We start from the raw sequence: 17729 nt of genomic DNA, 5'->3' as shown, positions 1-17729 counted from the left end.
CCCCGAAACGCGCGCTTCGGGACCCGCGTTGCGCGCGCTTACTTCACCGCGATTTCATCGAAGTTGAACGAGCCGTCCGGCGCGACATACGCGCCCGACAGGCGCTTGCTGCGCGCGTAGACGATCTTCTCCTTGACGAGGAAGATCCACGGCGCGTCGGTCCAGATGCGCTTCTGCGCGTCGCCGTAGAGCGCGGCCTTCTGCGCGCGGTCCGTCGTTTCGAGCGCCTGCGACAGATCGCTGTCGACTGTATCGTTCTTGTAGTAAGCCGTGTTCACGAGCTTCGGCGGGAACGACGACGACGCGAGCAGCGGCGTGATGCCCCAATCCGCTTCGCCCGTCGACGACGACCAGCCGATGTAGTACATGCGCACGGGCGCCGTCGCCGGGTCTTGCGCGCTTTCCACCTTCGCGACGCGCTGGCCTGCTTCGAGCGCTTCGACGCTTGCCTTCACGCCGACTTGCGCCAGTTGCTGCTGCACGAACTGGATCGTCTTCTGCGACGTCGAGTTGTTGTACGCCGACCAGAGCGTCGTCTCGAAGCCGTTCGGATAGCCCGCTTCCTTCAGCAGCGCGCGCGCTTTTGCCGGGTCGTAGGGCCACGGGCCGAGCTTCGTCGCGTAGTCGACGCCTTCGGGAATCACGCCGTCGGCGGGGATCGCGTAACCGGAGAACGCGACCTTCGCGAGCGCTTCCTTGTTGATCGCGTAGTTGAGTGCTTCACGCACCTTCGGGTTGTCGAACGGCTTCTTCGTCGTGTTCAGGCTGACGTAGCGGTTGATGATCGACGGCGTCGCGATGATGTCGACCTTCGGGCTCGATTGCAGCGCCGCTGCCTGCTCGAACGGAATGCGGAACGCGAAGTCCGCTTCGCCCGTGCGCACGAGCGCGGCGCGCGTGTTGTTGTCGACGACGGGCTTCCAGTCGATCTCGTCGATCTTCGGATAGCCCTTCTTCCAGTAGCCAGCGAATTTCTTCACGGTCAGATCGCCGGCGGGGTCCCACTTCACCAGCTCGAACGGACCCGTGCCGACGGGATGGAACGCGATGTCCTTGCCATACTTCTTGATCGCTTCGGGAGACATCATCACGGCCGACGGATGCGCGAGCACGTTGACGAACGCCGAGAACGGCGCCTTCAGCGTGATCTTCACCGTGTACGGATCGACCACTTCCGTCTTTTCGATGCGGCTGAACATGTTGTAGCGCTTCAGCTTGTTCGCCGGATCCGTGATGCGGTCGAACGTGGCCTTCACGGCGGCCGCGTTGAAGTCGGTGCCGTCCTGGAACTTCACGCCCTGGCGCAGCTTGAACGTGTAGACGCGCGCATCCGGGCTCGCTTCGTAGCTCGTCGCGAGCACGTTGACGAGCTTCATGTCCTTGTCGAAGCCGAACAGGCCCTGGTAGAAGGACTTCGAAACGGCTTGCGAGAGCGTGTCGTTCGCGTCGTATGGATCGAGCGTCGTGAACGTCGAGTCGACGGCCATCACGGCCGTCTGCGCCGCATGGGCGGCACCTGACGCGAGCATCGCAAAGACCAGCGCGCCGCTCGTCACGAGCGAACGCAGGCGCAACGGTTGAAACATCAAGGGCGTAGTCATCGGTTCTGAACTCCACTGAGCAAAGGAACTGCTTGTTGTCATGCCGCTGGTCCGCGCGGCTTCTGTGTGCTGCCGGTAATGCGTGATCGGCCTTGCCTGCCCGATCGATAAGCTAGTAAGCGCCGCCGATCCGATGCGCGGCCACGAAATGATCCGGCCCGACGGCGACGAGCGGCGCGACGACGGGTTCGTCGTCGAGCGTGCGAATCGGGCTCGGCAGTTCGTCGGCGGCGAGCATGCGCTTCGCGTGGCGGCGCGCCGGATCGGCGACGGGCACCGCGCCCATCAGCTTCTTCGTGTACGGATGCTGCGGCGATTCGAACACCGCGCGGCGCGGGCCGATCTCGACGATCTGCCCGAGATACATCACTGCGACGCGATGACTGATGCGCTCGACGACAGCCATGTCGTGCGAGATGAACAGATATGCGACACCCAATTCGCGCTGCAAATCGAGCATCAGATTGACGATCTGCGCCTGCACGGAAACATCGAGCGCCGACACCGATTCATCCGCGATCACGACTTTCGGATTGAGCGCGAGCGCGCGCGCAATCGCAATGCGCTGACGCTGGCCGCCGGAGAATTCGTGCGGATAACGGCGCGCGGCATCGGCGGGCAGGCCGACCTTGTCGAGCAGCCACGCGACGCGGTCTTGAGCCGCTTTGCCGCTCGCGACGTTGTGCACGAGCAGCGGCTCCATGATCGAGAAGCCGACCGTCAGACGCGGATTGAGCGACGCGAACGGGTCCTGGAAGATGAACTGGATATCGCGCCGCAATGCCTGCAACGAAGGACCGCTGAGCGAGCTGATGTCCTTGCCGTCGAACTCGATGCTGCCGCTCTGGCTTTCGACGAGACGCAGCAGCGAGCGTCCCGTCGTCGATTTGCCGCAACCCGATTCGCCGACGAGCGCAAGCGTTTCGCCTGCATGCAGATCGAAGCTGACGCGCTCGACGGCATGCACGCGGCCCGTCAGCTTGCCGAACAGGCCGCTGCGCACGGGAAAGCGCGTGACGAGATCGCGCACGCGAAGAATCGGCTGCGCGGTTTGCGTCTGTGTGGCTTCGGCTTGCGCGGCGCGTGCTTCGCCCGACGGCTGCGCGTGCTCGCCATCGAGCGTGAGCAACGGAAACTTTGCGGGCGCATTCGTGCCCTGCATCGAGCCGAGCTTCGGCACGGCGGCAAGCAGCGCTCGCGTATAAGGATGCGCGGGCGCGGCGAACAGCGCGCCCGATTCGCCTTCTTCCACCTTTTCGCCGCGATACATCACGAGCACGCGATCCGCGACTTCGGCGACGACGCCCATGTCGTGCGTGATGAAGATCACGCCCATGTTCATCTCGTCCTGCAGGCCGCGTATCAACTGGAGGATTTGCGCCTGGATCGTCACGTCGAGCGCGGTGGTCGGCTCGTCGGCGATCAGCAGCGACGGCTTGCACGACAGCGCCATCGCGATCATCACGCGCTGCCGCATGCCGCCCGACAGTTGATGCGGATAACGCGCGGCCACGCGGCGCGCTTCGGGAATGCGCACGAGATCGAGCAGACGCAGCGTTTCCGCGTGCGCGTCGCTGCGGCTCATGTTCTGATGCAGCGCGATCGCTTCGCCGATCTGGTCGCCCACCGTGAACACAGGGTTGAGCGACGTCATCGGCTCCTGGAAGATCATCGCGATGTCCGCGCCGCGAACGCCGCGCATCGTCGCTTGTGACGCTTGCGCGAGATCGAGCACGCTGCCGTTGCGCCGGCGAAACGCGATGCTGCCGTTTGCGATGCGTCCGCCGCCATGTTCGACGAGGCGCATCAGCGCGAGCGACGTCACCGATTTGCCCGAACCCGATTCGCCGACGATCGCGAGCGTCTCGCCGCGATCGACAGTGAGCGACAGGTCGCGCACTGCGTCGAACGTGCTTTCGCCGCGACGGAACGAGACCGTCAGACGGTCGATATCGACGACACGTTGCGGCGGCAGGCTATCGAGCGGACGTGACTGTTTCGGCGTGTTCGTCACGATGATTTCTCCTGGCGTCTGTGGCAATGAAGGCATGCGGCAAGTTGCGTCTAGCGGTAGATGGCGGTGACGGGCGCTTTGCCGACGCGTGCATAGCCGCGATACATGCCTTCCGTGTTGAACGGCAATACGACGTTGCCGTGCGCGTCGACGGCGATCAGGCCGCCGCGTCCGTCGATGCGCGGCAGGCGGTTCATCACGACATCGTTCGCCGCTTCTTCCAGCGAGACGCCGCGATAGGCCATCTGCGCGGCGACGTCGTAGGCGGCGACCATGCGCATGAACATTTCGCCCGAGCCCGTCGTCGACACGGCGCAGGTGGCGTCGTCGGCATAGCAGCCCGCGCCGATCAGCGGTGCGTCGCCGACGCGGCCCAACTGCTTGTTCGTGATGCCGCCCGTCGACGTCGCAGCCGCGACGTGGCCGTACAGATCGACGGCGACCGCGCCGACCGTGCCGAACTTCCGGTTCGGATCGATGGGCTCGTGAGGTAGCGCATCGTCGTTGGCTTGCGTCGCTGGCGCCGCGGGCGTTTGCGCGGCGAGCGTCGCGCCGTCGTGGTCGAGCATCGCGCGCTGCTGCTCGCGCGCGAGTTGCCACTGACGATAGCGCGCGTCCGTGTGAAAGTACGACGGGTCGACGAACTCGAGGCCCTGGGCTTGCGCGAACGCCTCCGCGCCGTCGGCGGTGAACATCACGTGCTCGCTGTATTCGAGCACGTGACGCGCGGCGACGATGGGATTGCGCACGCGCTTCACGCACGACACGGCGCCCGCTTCCAGCGTGCGGCCGTCCATGATCGACGCGTCGAGTTCATGCGTGCCCGCCGACGTGTAAACAGCGCCGTGTCCCGCGTTGAAGAGCGGGCAGTCTTCGAGCAGCCGCACGGCTTGCGTGACGGCGTCGAGCGCGCTGCCGCCGTCGGCGAGCACGCGTTGAGCAGCGGCGAGCACGGCGCGCAACTCGGCGTGATAGCGGGCTTCCGCATCGGGGGCCATCGACGCGCGCACGATCGTGCCCGCGCCGCCATGAATCGCGATTACCGCCTTGGACGTCATTGCTTTTTCTTCGCTCGGTTGGAGGTGGGTCGCGGGGTCGGCCGCGTGGCCGTCTTCGTGGTGGGCTGCATTGCGGACGTTTCGGTGAGCCAGGGCAGCACGAACTCCGTCATGTCGGCGGCGGCCTGGGCCGAACGTTTCGCGCGATACGCGACGGCGTCGCACAGCGCTTCGATTACCGCGAGCACGGTTGCTTCGGACGTCGCGGCAAGACGCCGCTCGGCACGGATGAAAAGCGAGCGCGTGGCCAGCGCCGCGAGCGGCGACGCCGGGCCGTCCGTCAACGCGAGCACGTCGGCGCCGAGGCCGGCGGCGCGGCGCGCGAGCGCAATCGTGTCGTCGACATAGCGCGGGAACGCAATCGCGATCACCAGATCGCCGCGGCGCGCATTGAAGAGACGGCGCGCCGCGTGTGTCGGCCCGCCGATCAGCGCGAGCGACTGCACGTTGTCGTGATAGGGCAGCAGGTTGTGCTCCATCAGGCTCGCGAGAAAGGCGCTCGCGCCCGAGCCGAGGATAAACACGCGCTGCGCGCCGATGATCGCTTCGACGGCGGCTTCGGCGGCTGCGCTGTCGATCGCGTTGCGCGTCGTGCCGAGATTCGTTGCGGCCTGTTCGAGCGACGCGCTGAAGAGTTCGTCGCCCTTGGTCCGCGACTCCTGCGCGGAACGCAAGCGTTCGACGGGCGCGAGCGTCGCTTCGAAGCCGCGCACAAGCGCTTCGCGAAACGCCGGATAGCCGTCGAAGCCGAGCGCGCGCGAGAAGCGGTTCGCCGTCGCGACGGATGCGCCGACGGCTGTGGCCAGTTCGTCGATACGCATGGTCGCCGCGCGAAACTGGTTGGCCAGCACGAACTCGCCCATGCGCCGGTGGACGGGCGTGAGGATCGGCATCGCGGCCGTGATGCGGGCGGCGATGGCCGGCTCTGGGGCGGCGGAGGGCGTCGGGTGACGGGGCATCGGATGGTGCGGGTTGTGTGCGTGGTCGGCAATGTAAGTAAATTTACATCGAATGTATACGGAGAAAATAAATTTTCACAGTGGAGTAGGGGTTTTCACGAAGGAAACACGAGGGCCACTTGGGCGTTTGTGGAAGGAGACGCAGGGCGATCGGCCCTGGAGGTGTTTCTGGATGACGCGGGGCGCGCGAGTGTGGAAGCAGGCGCGGCGGCGCGGCGGCTGCTGCGGCGAATGGAAGCGGCGCCGTCAGTCGGACGGCGCGCGTTGTTGTTGAGAGGTGGTGCGCGCCACGGGAGTGCGCTGCGGCGTGGTGCTTTTATCCTTTGCGGGGGGCATCAGCGCCGATTGCCATCGACGACTTCGACCCGCACACCCAAACGTTTCTGTCCGTGCAGGACAACATCCATCGGATCCTGAACAGCCGCCGCAACGGTCTCGCGCATCTGCCCGACTATGGGCTCGACGATCTGTCCGAGATATACCGGCACTTGCCGGCGTCGGCGCACAAACTCAGGCGTGAGATCGAGGCCACGCTGCTCAAATATGAACCGCGTCTGTCGAGCATCGAGATCAGCATCGAAGAAACCGCGCCGGGCATGCTGCTGAGTTTCACGATGGCTTGCCATTTGCGCACGCACGGGCTCGTGCGCTTCGGCACACACTTCACGCCGGACGGACGCACGCGGCTGAAAATGCTGAACCGCGACGCCGATCGATACTGAGCTTCCCGCTTCGCCTATCGCGGTCCGAATGCCTTGAGGTGAGGAAATTCGGGAGTGAGCCCTCCGGGGCAGTTCTCACGCACCTCAAGCACGATGGCCGCTGCGAAGAATGCGTGAAAAAGCCTATATTTCCCGGCAATTTCGCGTTTTTCTATAGAGCGGCGAGTCCGCAATGCGGCCATGCATGAAGTCTCCGATCAGGCTGCCTCACGCAAAGGTGAGGCTTTTCGGGACTTCACTCCTGCGCTACGCGACTGCGCGCTTACTGCGGCAGCTCCCGCACATCCGCGGTTGCGACGGCGCCGAACGTATCGCTCAACGCGTAGCCGATCAGCTTGGCCGCCGACTCTTCCGGCGTCGACAGTTTGCCGCTGCGCTTCAGTTCCTCGAACTTCTCGCGCATCGGGAACTTGTCCAGCCCGGTGCTGCGAATCTCCGCCTGCATGTTCGTATCGACGACGCCCGGCGCGACGCTGCAAATGCGCAGCGCCCGGTTCTCGTCGAGCGCCACGGAGCGCGCGTGATGATCGAGCGCGGACTTCGTCGCGCAGTAGATGCTCCAGCCCGAGTACGGATGACGCGCGGCGCCGCTGGAAATGTGAACGATCCGCCGGTCGCCGGCATCGGGGCTTGCGGCGGTGAACGCGCTCGCCAGCATCAACGGCGCGGACACGTTCAGCGTGACGGCTTGCGCGATCGCGGCGACGTCCTGCACTTCGACGGGACCGATCGGCTGCACCATGCCCGCATTGTTGAACAGCAGCGCCGTCTGCGCGCCTTTCAGGAAGTTGCGCAACGTGTCGCCGGAGAGGAATTGCGTGAGGCGTTCCGCATTCGACAGATCGACTTCGACCTGCTCGAAACCTTGCCGCGCGATGAGCGCGTCATTGCGCGAGCGCGAAATGCCGAGCACGGCGATGCCTTGCGCGAGCAGCTGTTCGGCGAGCGCCGCGCCGAGGCCGCGCGTATGACCGGTGACGATGGCGCGAACGGAAGTGGTAGCGTTCATGTCGAGGTTCTAAAGAGCCGTTGATGTGCCGGATATTTTCTCACGCAGCACTCACTCTTGCCGGAAGCGCTCGCGATATTGCTTCGGCGTTGCGCCAATACGCTTCGTGAACACGATGCGCATGCGATCGGCCGTGCCGAAGCCGCAATCGTACGCAATGGTCTTGAGCGCCGCGCCGCTGCTTTCCAGCAGCTTGCGCGCCGCGTCCATCCGCGCGCGCTCGACGAACTCGTGCGGCGTCACGCCCGTATCCTGCACGAAGATCCGCGCGAAATTGCGCGCGCTCATTCCCGCGACGTCGGCCAGTTGCCTGACTGTGAAGTTCTCGCGGATGTTCGCCATCACGTGCGCCTGCACCTTTGCGACGGGCGAGGTTTCGTCGGCGGGCGCGGTCAGGTAAGGGCTGAACTGCGATTGCCCGCCCTGACGCTGCGAGAACACGACGAGGCGCTTCGCCACTTTCAGCCCGGTCTGCGGGCCGTGGTCCTCGGCGACGAGCGCAAGCGCGAGATCGATGCCCGCCGTCACGCCCGCCGACGTCACGAGCCGGTCGTCGCGCAGATAGATGCGATCGAAGTCGACGCGCGCGTTCGGGAATTGCGTCGCGAGCTGTTGCGCGTGCTGCCAGTGTGTCGTGACGTTGCGCCCGTCGAGCAGGCCCGCGTGGCCCAACGCGAACGCGCCCGTGCAGATCGAGCCATAGCGCTTGCATTGCGATGCGACGCTCGCGAGCCAGTCCGTCAGGCGCGGATCGGGCGCGCGCTCCGGCAACGCGGGGCCGCCGGCGATCAGCGCGAGATCGAAGGACGAGCGCTTCTGGTCGAATGTTTCGTCGGCGATGAACGTGATGCCGTTCGATGCGCGCAGCGGCTTGCTGTCGGCGGCGAGCAGCGTCACTTCATAGCGGTCGTTGCCGTCGATGAAACCGTTCGCTTCGGAGAAGACGTCGACGGGACCGGCGACATCCAGCGCCTGGACGCCCGGAAAGATCGCGATGGCGACGCTCGGCATTCGATGACCTCGCAGGCAACGCGTTGAAAAGAGCGCACAGGATAGCAAATCCGCTTTTGACGCCGACGCGCAGGCAGCCACGCCACGCAGAGCAGGAGCAGCGCGAATAGCGGTTACGTATCCACCGGGAGCACTCGAAGCGGGGTGACGGCGCAATTCGCGGCACAATATCACGCATTGCAGTCCCGACACTGCGCGTGCCCGTATTCGCCATGGCTCTGAAGAATCTCCACCGCCGCCTCGACCTCACGACCTTGCAACTCTTCATCGCCGTCTATGAGGAAGGCACGCTGACGCGCGCCGCCGAACGCGAGTCCATCGCCGTATCCGCAGCGAGCAAGCGTCTGCTCGAACTCGAGCAGGCCGTCGGCGCGACGCTCTTTCAGCGCAACGCGCGCGGCATGACGCTCACGCCCGCGGGCGAAACGCTGCTGCATCACGCACGCCGCGTGATGCGCGGCATCGAGAACATTGGCATCGAACTCGCGGGCCACGCGAGCGGCGTGCGCGGCTATGTGCGGATGATGGCGAACCTCTCGGCGATCGTCGAATTCCTGCCTGAAGATTTGCGCGCGTTTCTCGCCGTCAACGATCGCGTGAAGATCGATCTGGAAGAGCGGCCGAGCGGCGGCGTCATCGAAGCCGTCGCGGACAGTCTCGCCGATCTCGGCATCTGTTCCGGTGAAGCCGACGCGCGCGGCCTCGAAGCGACGCACTACCGGCACGACGCGCTATGTGTCGTGATGCGCGACGATCATCCCCTCGCGGAACGCACGAGCGTCGCGTTCGCGGAAACACTCGACAGCGATCACGTCGGCCTGCATTCGGCCAGTTCGATCAACGCGCGCACGCATATGGCCGCGCGCCAGGCGGGCAAGCCGCTCAGGCTGCGCATCCACGTGCCGGGCTTCGACGCCGTGTGCCGGATGATCCAGGCGGGCATGGGCGTCGGCGTGCTGCCGACCAACGTCTACCGCATCATGGGGCGGCCTCTGGGCCTCGTCAGCGTCGCGCTCGAAGACGACTGGGCCGAGCGCGATCTCATCATCGTCACGCGCGACGCGGCGCGTCTTTCGCCCGTCGCCAAGCTCCTGTTCGATCATCTGCGTTCCGTCGAAGCCTTGTCCAGCAAGGCTTAGTGCGGAGCGTTCGCGAACCGCGAACGGTCGTTGGCGAAATGCGGTTGGACGCTCCGGCGGCCGCGCTTCTAACCTTGTCTCCAACATGAATTCACATTGGAGACAGCATCATGAGTGGTCCGTTGCAGGGTATCCGCGTCGTCGAAATCGGCACGCTGATCGCCGCGCCGTTCGCTGCGCGGCTGCTCGCCGAGTTCGGCGCGGAAGTCATCAAGATCGAAGCACCCGAAACGGGCGACCCGCTGCGCAAATGGCGCAAGCTGCATGAGGGCACGTCGCTCTGGTGGTATCTGCAATCGCGCAACAAGAAGTCGATCTGCGTGAATCTCAAGTCGGCCGAAGGCGCCGACGTCGTCAAGCGTCTCATCGCCGACGCCGACATCGTCATCGAAAATCTGCGTCCCGGCGCGCTCGAAAAGCTCGGCCTCGGCTGGGACGTGCTGCACGCGATCAACCCGAAGCTCACGATGGTCCGCATTTCCGGCTATGGCCAGACGGGCCCGTATCGCGATCGTCCGGGCTTTGGCGCGATCGGCGAAGCGATGGGCGGCATCCGCTATACGACGGGCGATGTCGACGGCGCGCCGGCGCGCGTCGGCGTGAGCCTCGGCGATTCGCTCGCGTCGCTGCATGGCGTGATCGGCGCACTGATGTCGGTGCTGCGCGTGAAGACGGGACAGGGCGACGGACAGGTGGTGGACGTGTCGCTCGTCGAGAGCGTGTTCAACCTGATGGAAAGCCTCGTGCCTGAGTTCGATCTGCTCGGCCACGTGCGCGAACGCAGCGGCGGCGCGCTGCCGGGCATTGCGCCGTCGAACACGTATCGCACGGAGGACGGCGGCTTCGTCGTGATCGCGGGCAATAGCGATCCCATCTTCAAGCGGCTGATGCATGTGATCGGCCGTCCCGATCTCGCCGACGATCCCGCGCTCGCGCGCAACGACGGCCGCGTCGCGCAGACCGCGATGCTCGACGCCGCGATCACCGCGTGGACCTCGCATCACTCGATCGACGACGTGCTGGCCGCGCTCGAAAGCGCGGAAGTGCCGTCGGGCCGCATCTACTCCGTTGCCGATATCGTCGCCGATCCGCACTATCAGGCGCGCGAGATGTTGTTGAAGGCCGACTTGCCGGGCGGCGCGTCGGTGAAGATGCCCGGCATCGTGCCGAAGCTGTCCGAGACGCCTGGCGAAGTGCGCTGGCAAGGGCCGACGCTCGGCGAACACACGTCGAGCGTGCTGGCCGCTCTCGGCTATGAACAAAGCGAAATCGAGCGGCTGCGCCGCGAAGGAGCCGTGCAATGACATTCGATGACGATATTCGGTTTGACAAGCTGATCGTGCAGGAAGTCGCGCCGCGCGACGGCTTGCAGATCGAGCCGACATGGGTCGAAACGGCCGACAAGATCGCGCTGATCGATCAGCTGTCGACGGCAGGCTTCACGCGAATCGAAGCAGGCTCGTTCGTTTCGCCGAAAGCGATCCCCGCGCTGCGCGACGGCGAAGCGGTTTTCACGCAGATCCAGCGACGCGAAGGCGTGATCTTCGTTGCGCTCGTGCCCAACGTGAAGGGCGCCGAGCGCGCGCTCAATGCACGCGCCGACGAACTGAACCTCGTGATGTCCGCGAGCCAGACGCATAACCGCGCGAACATGCGCATGAGCTGCGAAGCGTCGCTCGATGCGTTCGGCGATATCGTGCGGCTCGCGCGGCACTTCACGGTGTCGTTGAACGCGACGGTCGCGACGGCATTCGGCTGCCCGTTCGAAGGCGCGATCGACGAAGACCGCGTGGTGTCAATCGTCGACACGTACCGTGAAATGGGCATCAACGGCATCACGCTCGCCGATACGACGGGCATGGGGAACCCGCGCCAGGTCGCGCGACTCGTCAAGCGCGTGCTGCAACGCGTGCCTGCCGACGCGCTCACGCTGCACTTTCACAACACGCGGGGCCTCGGTCTCGCGAACGTGCTGGCCGCGTATGAAGCAGGCGCGCGCCGTTTCGACGCGGCGCTTGGCGGCCTTGGCGGATGCCCGTTCGCGCCGGGTGCGTCGGGCAACATCTGCACGGAAGACCTCGTCAACATGTGCGACGAAATGGGCATCCCGACGGGCATCGACTTGCAGAAGCTGATCGCGTTGTCGCGCACGCTGCCCGCATTGCTTGGTCACGACGTGCCGGGACAGCTGATGAAGGCGGGCCGCAATTGCGACGTGCATCCCGTGCCCGATTACGTGCGCGCTATCTGAAGCATTTCATTTACTTCGACAACAACACTGACGATCGCATGGCATCGCCGCCGAATCCGGCGGTTGCCTTGCATGGGACAGGAGACAAAACATGAGTACAACAGATGCAGTGACGGCCGACGGCCGCGACGACAAACTATCGGCGACAGCCGACATCATCAGGAAGGTCGCGTGGCGGCTGATGCCGCTCATCATGATCTGCTACCTGTTCGCGTTCTTCGACCGCATCAACATCAGCTTCGCGAAGTTCCAGCTGCAAAGCGATCTTGGCTTTTCCGATACCGCATATGGCCTTGGCGCGAGTCTCTTCGTGATCGGCTATGTGCTCTTCGAAGTGCCGAGCAACATGCTTCTTTACAAGGTCGGCGCGCGCAAATGGATCGCGCGGATCATGATTTCATGGGGTCTCGCGACGGCGGCAATGGTCTTCGTCACGAACGAATGGCAGTTCTATGGACTGCGCTTCGTGATCGGCGCGATGGAAGCGGGCTTTGCGCCGGGCGTGCTCTACTATCTGACGCTTTGGTTTCCGGCCAGCTATCGCGGACGTATCACGTCGCTGCTGTTCCTCGCATCGGCGTTTTCGGGTCTGGTCGGCGCGCCGATTTCAGGTCTCGTGCTTGGGCACATGGACGGCGTGTTCGGCATTCGCGGCTGGCATTGGCTCTTTATGCTGGGCGGCTTGCCGTGCGTCGTGCTCGGCATACTCGTGCTGAAGGTGCTGAAGGATCGCATCGACGATGCAGGCTGGCTGTCGCCCACCGAGAAGACGTATCTGTCGGCTCAGGTCGCGCAGCAGGCGCAGCCGACGACGCACGGGCACTCGCTGCTCGGCGCGATCCGCACGCCGGGTTTTCTCACGCTGGGCCTCGTCTATTTCCTGATTCAGATCGCGTCTTACGGCCTCAATTTCTGGGCGCCGCATCTGATCCGCAGCGCCGGCACGCAAAACCCGACGATCATCGGTCTGCTGACGGCCGTGCCGTATATCTGCGGCGCTATCTGCATGGTGGTGGTGGGGCGGATGTCGGACGCGTCGGGCGAGCGCCGCAAGTTCGTGAGCGCGCTGCTGGTGATGGCGGCTGTCGGGTTCTTTGCAGCGGGCTTCTTCGACAAGCAGACCGTGATGCTCGTGGTGGCGCTCGCCGTGCTTGGCGCGGGCGTGATCGCTTCGATTCCCGCGTTCTGGGCGCTGCCGCCGAAGCTCGTGACGGGCGCGGGCGCCGCGGGCGGCATCGCGCTGATCAATACGCTGGGACAGTTGGGCGGAATCGTGAGTCCGGTGATGGTAGGTCGCGTGCGCGACGTGACGGGAAGCACGACGCCTGCGTTGTATGTGATCGGCGCGTTGAGCCTGATCTGCGCGTTGATCGTTCTGTATGGTCTGCCGCAGTCGTTGCGGCAGAGAGATCATACGGGGCGGGTGAACGGGTGATGGTTTCGTGATCCGGTGATGAAAAAACGCACGGCATCCGCCGTGCGTTTTTCATTTTGGGCCTTCAAATCAAGCCTTCAACTTCCCCGCCGCCGCATCTTCCCGCGACTGTATCTGCAACACGGCATCGCGCTTGTCCAGCAGATGCTGCCGCAAGATCGCGCTCAGACGCTTGCCGTCGCGCGCCTCCAGCGCCTTCAGCATTTCATCGTGATCGTGAATCGCGCGGTCCCACTTCGGGGTCTGAAAGTTCGAGCGAAAGCGCAGCGCCTGCAATCTGCGGTTCACCGCGACATACGTCTGACGCAGCGCCGAATTGCGCGCGGCCTCGTTGATCTTGTCGTGAATCGCCTGGTTGCGGCTGTAGTAGCCGGCCAGATCGTTTTGCGTGCGGCACGCGAGCATCGCATAGTGCAGCGCCTTGATCTCCGTCAGCTCGGCAGCCGTCATGCGCTCGGCGGCCAGCTCGCCTGAAAACGCCTCGAGCCCGCTCATCAGCTCGAACGTCTCGCGTATCTCCGCTTCCGACATCTTCGACACCGACGCGCCGCGATTCGGCTCGATTTCGATCAGCCCTTCGGCCGCGAGCACCTTCAGCGCCTCGCGCAACGGCGTGCGCGAAATGCCGAGCGTCTCGCATAGCTCGCGTTCGTTCAGCTTCTTGCCCGGCTCCAGCACGCCTTCGACGATAAAGCGCCGGATGTGTTCGACCACCGTGTCGTGCAGACGCTGGCGTTCGACCTTCGGCATCAGGGGAGACGGTGTCAAGCCTGCGTCAATGTCCGAATTTTGCATACAAAAATCCTCATGCGATATGCGCGGATTTTAAATCATGCAAGCCATTCCGAGGAAATACACGGGTAAACACTGCCTTGGGGCGACTACGATCCGTTGTTATAGTTTTTTGCATGCAAAATTCAATCGAGGAGATCGACCGATGCTGAAGCTCGACTTTCATCCCGCAGGCCGCCACTTCTTGCAGATTCCGGGTCCGAGCCCGGTGCCTGACCGCATCCTGCGGGCGATGAGTTATCCGACCATCGACCATCGCGGTCCGGAGTTCGGCGCGCTGGGCCTGAAAGTGCTCGAAGGCATCAAGAAGATCTTCAAGACGCAGCAGCCCGTCGTGATCTATCCGGCGTCGGGCACGGGCGCCTGGGAGGCCGCGCTGTCGAACACGCTGAGCCCCGGCGATCACGTGCTGATGTTCGAGACGGGTCACTTCGCGACGCTGTGGAAAAAGATGGCCGACAACCTCGGCCTGAAGCCGGAGTTTCTGGGCCTGCCCGGTATCGAAGGCTGGCGGCGCGGCGTGCAGCCGCAGATGATCGAAGCGCGTCTGCGCGAAGACACGCAGCACGCGATCAAGGCCGTGTGCGTCGTGCACAACGAGACGTCGACGGGCGTCACGTCCGACATCGCGGCCGTGCGTCGTGCGATCGATGCGGCGGGCCATCCGGCGCTGCTGCTCGTCGATACGATCTCGGGCCTCGCGTGCGCCGACTATCGTCACGACGAGTGGGGCGTGGACGTGACCGTGTCCGGCTCGCAGAAGGGCTTGATGCTGCCGCCCGGCATCAGCTTCAACGCGGTGTCGCAGAAGGCGATCGAGGCGGGCAAACACGCGAAGCTGCCGCGCGCGTTCTGGGACTGGGCCGAGATCATCGAAATGAACAAGAGCGGCTACTGGCCGTACACGCCGAACACGAACCTGCTGTATGGGCTCTCGGAAGCGCTCGACATGATTCTCGGCGAAGGGCTCGACAACGTGTTCGCGCGTCACGATCGCCTCGCCGAAGCGTGCCGCCGTGCGGTGCGCGCGTGGGGCCTCGAGATTCAATGCGCCGATCCGTCCGTCTACAGCCCTGTGCTGACGGGCGTGATGATGCCAGACGGCATCGATGCCGATGCGGTGCGCAAGGTCATCTACGAACGCTTCGACATGTCGCTCGGCACGGGCCTCGGCAAGATGAAGGGGCGCATGTTCCGCATCGGTCATCTGGGCGACTGCAACGACCTCACGCTGATGGCCACGCTCGCGGGCGTCGAGATGGGCCTGCAACTCGCGGGCGTGCCCATCGCCGCGAGCGGACTGCCTGCCGCGATGGCGTTCCTGATGTCGCAGCCGAACACGCCGAAACTCAAGGCGGCCGCGTGATCCGCCGATAAGCATCAGCGATGAAGGAAGCGGATCACACCGGTTCCTTCATTCGCAGACGATGACGCAGTCACCTCAAGCGCCTCGTCAGCGCAACACAGCACAACAACAAGAAAGCAGCACGCAAGCGAACAGCACCACAGACGCGATCAACGCAAACGGCAGACCACGCAGACGGCGGCTCGCGCGGCATCACGGCTGAACAGCCTGCGCGAACGCGCCGTCACAAGCAACGGAGACAGACGATGAAGCGGTTTCGTGTGACCAGTGCGACCAGTATCGTTCTACTGATGCTATGCATCATGTACTTCATCACCTACCTTGACCGCGTCAACGTCAGTACGGCGGCTGCGGGCTTCGGCAAGGAGTTTCATCTTTCGCATACGGAAGTCGGCCTCGTCTTTTCGGCGTTTGCCTATCCGTATCTCGTGTTCCAGATCATCGGCGGCTGGGTCAGCGATCGCTTCGGCGCGAAGCGCACGCTGATCGCGTGCGGCGCGATCTGGGCCGTCGCGACGCTGTTGACGGGCTTCGCGGGCGGCCTGATCTCATTGCTCTGCGCGCGCGTGCTGCTCGGCTTCGGCGAAGGCGCGACGTTTCCTGCCGCGACGGCTGCGATGTCGCGCTGGGTCGCGAAAGAAAAACGCGGCTTCGCGCAGGGCATCACGCACTCGGCGGCGCGCATCGGCAATGCGATCGCGCCCGGCGTGATCGTGCTCGTGATGACGACGTGGGGCTGGCGCGAATCGTTCTATATCTGCGGCGCGTTTAGCTTGCTGTGGGTCGTCGTGTGGGCGCTGACGTTCACCGAGCATCCGAAAGAGCATCGCCGCATCACGCAGGCGGAACTCGACGTGCTGCCCGCGCCGAAGGCCAAAACCGCAAACGTGCCGTGGAAAGCGCTCTTCAAGCGCATGGCGCCCGTCACCATCGTGTACTTCTGTTATGGCTGGACGTTGTGGCTTTTCCTGAGCTGGATTCCGCAGTACTTCCTGCACAGCTATCACCTCGATCTGAAGAAATCGGCCGTGTTCGCTTCGGCGGTGTTCTTCGCGGGCGTGATCGGCGATACGCTGGGCGGCATCGTCACCGACAAGCTCTTCGAGCGCACGGGCAGTCTCAAGCGCGCGCGCAGCTGGATGGTGTCGATCTGCATGCTGCTTACGCTTGCGTCGCTGGTGCCGTTGATGCTCACGCACAACGTGTATGTGTCGATGGTGTGTCTGTCGTCGGGCTTCTTCTTCGCCGAGATGACGATCGGGCCGATGTGGGCGATTCCGATGGACATCGCGCCGGAATACTCGGGCACCGCGAGCGGCATGATGAATACGGGCTCGGCGCTCGCGGCGATCATTTCGCCCGTGTTGTCGGGCTATCTGATCGATTCGTTCGGCAACTGGGAATTGCCTTTCGTGGGCAGCATGCTGCTGATGGCGATCGGCGTCGTGCTCGCGTTCCGCATGCAACCGGAAAGCCGTTTCGCAGTCGGCTCGGAGCCGGGCGCACAACCTGCCACGCGCTTCAACGCGTGAACCTTGCTAACGTCTGAATGAACATGCTGAGCCGACAACTCGCCGACGCGCGCGCCGATCACACGACGCTCGCGTCACTCCCGAGCGAACTGATTCCCGCCGACGCAAGCGCCGCTTACGCGATCCAGCACGAGCTGCTGGCGTCGCGCGGCGCGCGCATCGGCGGCTGGAAAATCGGTGCGAAATCCACCGAGGGCGCGATTCAGGGCGCGCCGCTGCCATCGACCGATCTGCACGCCGACGGCGCGCGTCTGCCGCGCGCTCACTACACGCCGCTCGGCCTCGAACTGGAAATCGCGTTCCGCTTCAACCGGCGTTTCGAACCGGCCGAGGACGCGTATCATGAAGTGGAGGTGCTCGATGCAATCGACTCGATGGCGGCCACCATCGAAATCGTCGCGAGCCGCTTCGAGCAGTGGCCCAACGTCGACAAGCTCGCGCAACTCGCGGACTTGCAGAATCACGGCGCGTTGATCGTCGGCGAGTTCACGAAGTACCGGCGCGATTTTCCGTTCATCGCGCCCTCGCTTACATTCACGTTCGACGGGCGCGACGTCGTGAAGGCGGCGCCGTCGAATCCGTGCGGCGATCCACGGCGTCTGCTGACGTGGCTCGTCAATCACTGCACGCAGCATCGCGGCATTGCCGTGACGCCCGACATGGTCGTGACGACGGGTTCTTTTACGGGCATGTTCTTCCCAGAGCAGGCGGGCACCGCGCGCGGACACATCGAAGGGCTTGGGCCCGTCAGCGTCACGCTCGAATAGTCCCGCTTTTTCAGGGCCCGCCTATCGCCTATAAGTCTATTAAGCCTCGCCTTCCGGGCATTCTCACAGGCCG

At 64.3% G+C, this 17729-nt stretch carries 15 protein-coding genes; 8 read left to right on the top strand and 7 right to left on the bottom strand.

Features of this window, described 5'->3' with window-relative positions; translation table 11 throughout:
• Window positions 1-38 precede the first annotated feature (38 nt).
• The 4 genes from gsiB to VSR68_RS12315 all read right to left on the bottom strand — a co-directional run bounded on the left by gsiB (window position 39) and on the right by VSR68_RS12315 (window position 5632).
• Window positions 39-1601, bottom strand: coding sequence for a glutathione ABC transporter substrate-binding protein GsiB (gene gsiB / locus VSR68_RS12330; protein ID WP_342940109.1), 1563 nt, complete (start codon window positions 1599-1601; stop codon window positions 39-41).
• 112 nt (window positions 1602-1713) lie between these two features.
• Window positions 1714-3651 carry a dipeptide ABC transporter ATP-binding protein gene (locus VSR68_RS12325; RefSeq protein ID WP_342940108.1) on the bottom strand — a complete coding sequence of 646 codons (1938 nt, stop codon included), beginning with the start codon at window positions 3649-3651 and terminating at the stop codon, window positions 1714-1716.
• Window positions 3652-3665: 14 nt separating this feature from the next.
• The gene (locus VSR68_RS12320) at window positions 3666-4673 is read right to left on the bottom strand and encodes an isoaspartyl peptidase/L-asparaginase (protein WP_342940107.1); all 1008 of its coding nucleotides are present in this window, start codon (window positions 4671-4673) and stop codon (window positions 3666-3668) included.
• A complete protein-coding gene (locus tag VSR68_RS12315; RefSeq protein WP_342940106.1) occupies window positions 4670-5632 on the bottom strand; it encodes a MurR/RpiR family transcriptional regulator in 963 nt (320 codons plus the stop codon). The genes VSR68_RS12320 and VSR68_RS12315 overlap by 4 nt, the downstream gene beginning before the upstream one ends.
• Window positions 5633-5955: 323 nt before the next feature.
• On the opposite strand from VSR68_RS12315, the gene tssE reads away from it, so the two are divergent.
• A complete protein-coding gene (gene tssE / locus VSR68_RS12310) occupies window positions 5956-6354 on the top strand; it encodes a type VI secretion system baseplate subunit TssE (RefSeq protein WP_342940105.1) in 399 nt (132 codons plus the stop codon).
• 262 nt (window positions 6355-6616) lie between these two features.
• Here the strand turns inward: tssE and VSR68_RS12305 are convergent, their stop codons facing one another.
• Window positions 6617-7363, bottom strand: coding sequence for an SDR family oxidoreductase (locus VSR68_RS12305; protein WP_342940104.1), 747 nt, complete (start codon window positions 7361-7363; stop codon window positions 6617-6619).
• A gap of 51 nt (window positions 7364-7414) precedes the next feature.
• Entirely contained in the window at window positions 7415-8374 is a 960-nt protein-coding gene (locus tag VSR68_RS12300; RefSeq protein ID WP_342940103.1) for a GlxA family transcriptional regulator, read from the bottom strand.
• Window positions 8375-8586: 212 nt separating this feature from the next.
• On the opposite strand from VSR68_RS12300, the gene VSR68_RS12295 reads away from it, so the two are divergent.
• From VSR68_RS12295 to VSR68_RS12280, 4 genes are all read left to right on the top strand, one after another.
• A complete protein-coding gene (locus tag VSR68_RS12295; protein ID WP_342940102.1) occupies window positions 8587-9513 on the top strand; it encodes a LysR family transcriptional regulator in 927 nt (308 codons plus the stop codon).
• 110 nt (window positions 9514-9623) lie between these two features.
• Window positions 9624-10817, top strand: coding sequence for a CaiB/BaiF CoA-transferase family protein (locus VSR68_RS12290; protein WP_342940101.1), 1194 nt, complete (start codon window positions 9624-9626; stop codon window positions 10815-10817).
• Window positions 10814-11764 carry a hydroxymethylglutaryl-CoA lyase gene (locus tag VSR68_RS12285; RefSeq protein ID WP_342940100.1) on the top strand — a complete coding sequence of 317 codons (951 nt, stop codon included), beginning with the start codon at window positions 10814-10816 and terminating at the stop codon, window positions 11762-11764. The genes VSR68_RS12290 and VSR68_RS12285 overlap by 4 nt, the downstream gene beginning before the upstream one ends.
• Before the next feature lie 91 nt (window positions 11765-11855).
• Window positions 11856-13199 (top strand): MFS transporter, encoded by a 1344-nt coding sequence (locus VSR68_RS12280; RefSeq protein ID WP_342940099.1) that lies wholly within the window; start codon window positions 11856-11858, stop codon window positions 13197-13199.
• Window positions 13200-13268: 69 nt separating this feature from the next.
• On the opposite strand, the gene VSR68_RS12275 is transcribed toward VSR68_RS12280, so the two are convergent.
• Window positions 13269-13994, bottom strand: coding sequence for a GntR family transcriptional regulator (locus VSR68_RS12275; RefSeq protein ID WP_342940098.1), 726 nt, complete (start codon window positions 13992-13994; stop codon window positions 13269-13271).
• 142 nt (window positions 13995-14136) lie between these two features.
• On the opposite strand from VSR68_RS12275, the gene VSR68_RS12270 reads away from it, so the two are divergent.
• From VSR68_RS12270 to VSR68_RS12260, 3 genes are all read left to right on the top strand, one after another.
• The gene (locus VSR68_RS12270; RefSeq protein ID WP_342940097.1) at window positions 14137-15357 is read left to right on the top strand and encodes a pyridoxal-phosphate-dependent aminotransferase family protein; all 1221 of its coding nucleotides are present in this window, start codon (window positions 14137-14139) and stop codon (window positions 15355-15357) included.
• A 245-nt stretch (window positions 15358-15602) separates the two neighbouring features.
• On the top strand, window positions 15603-16889 hold the full coding sequence (locus tag VSR68_RS12265) for an MFS transporter (RefSeq protein WP_342940096.1): 1287 nt from the start codon (window positions 15603-15605) through the stop codon (window positions 16887-16889).
• A 17-nt stretch (window positions 16890-16906) separates the two neighbouring features.
• Entirely contained in the window at window positions 16907-17656 is a 750-nt protein-coding gene (locus tag VSR68_RS12260; RefSeq protein WP_342940095.1) for a 2-keto-4-pentenoate hydratase, read from the top strand.
• The last annotated feature ends 73 nt before the right edge of the window (window positions 17657-17729 follow it).

The sequence above is a fragment of the Paraburkholderia phymatum genome, from assembly GCF_038900715.1.
GTDB lineage: Bacteria > Pseudomonadota > Gammaproteobacteria > Burkholderiales > Burkholderiaceae > Paraburkholderia > Paraburkholderia phymatum_A.
The sequence above is the reverse complement of the archived record's forward strand: the minus strand, read 5'-3'. Positions and strand labels throughout refer to the sequence as shown.

What these genes read in the sequence shown, in the direction of transcription:
- gsiB (WP_342940109.1), bottom strand. Translation starts at nt 1,601, where the DNA reads ATGACTACGCCCTTGATGTTTCAACCGTTGCGCCTGCGTTCGCTCGTG.
- VSR68_RS12325 (WP_342940108.1), bottom strand. Translation starts at nt 3,651, where the DNA reads ATGCCTTCATTGCCACAGACGCCAGGAGAAATCATCGTGACGAACACG.
- VSR68_RS12320 (WP_342940107.1), bottom strand. Translation starts at nt 4,673, where the DNA reads ATGACGTCCAAGGCGGTAATCGCGATTCATGGCGGCGCGGGCACGATC.
- VSR68_RS12315 (WP_342940106.1), bottom strand. Translation starts at nt 5,632, where the DNA reads ATGCCCCGTCACCCGACGCCCTCCGCCGCCCCAGAGCCGGCCATCGCC.
- VSR68_RS12305 (WP_342940104.1), bottom strand. Translation starts at nt 7,363, where the DNA reads ATGAACGCTACCACTTCCGTTCGCGCCATCGTCACCGGTCATACGCGC.
- VSR68_RS12300 (WP_342940103.1), bottom strand. Translation starts at nt 8,374, where the DNA reads ATGCCGAGCGTCGCCATCGCGATCTTTCCGGGCGTCCAGGCGCTGGAT.
- VSR68_RS12295 (WP_342940102.1), top strand. Translation starts at nt 8,587, where the DNA reads ATGGCTCTGAAGAATCTCCACCGCCGCCTCGACCTCACGACCTTGCAA.
- VSR68_RS12290 (WP_342940101.1), top strand. Translation starts at nt 9,624, where the DNA reads ATGAGTGGTCCGTTGCAGGGTATCCGCGTCGTCGAAATCGGCACGCTG.
- VSR68_RS12285 (WP_342940100.1), top strand. Translation starts at nt 10,814, where the DNA reads ATGACATTCGATGACGATATTCGGTTTGACAAGCTGATCGTGCAGGAA.
- VSR68_RS12280 (WP_342940099.1), top strand. Translation starts at nt 11,856, where the DNA reads ATGAGTACAACAGATGCAGTGACGGCCGACGGCCGCGACGACAAACTA.
- VSR68_RS12275 (WP_342940098.1), bottom strand. Translation starts at nt 13,994, where the DNA reads ATGCAAAATTCGGACATTGACGCAGGCTTGACACCGTCTCCCCTGATG.
- VSR68_RS12270 (WP_342940097.1), top strand. Translation starts at nt 14,137, where the DNA reads ATGCTGAAGCTCGACTTTCATCCCGCAGGCCGCCACTTCTTGCAGATT.
- VSR68_RS12265 (WP_342940096.1), top strand. Translation starts at nt 15,603, where the DNA reads ATGAAGCGGTTTCGTGTGACCAGTGCGACCAGTATCGTTCTACTGATG.
- VSR68_RS12260 (WP_342940095.1), top strand. Translation starts at nt 16,907, where the DNA reads ATGAACATGCTGAGCCGACAACTCGCCGACGCGCGCGCCGATCACACG.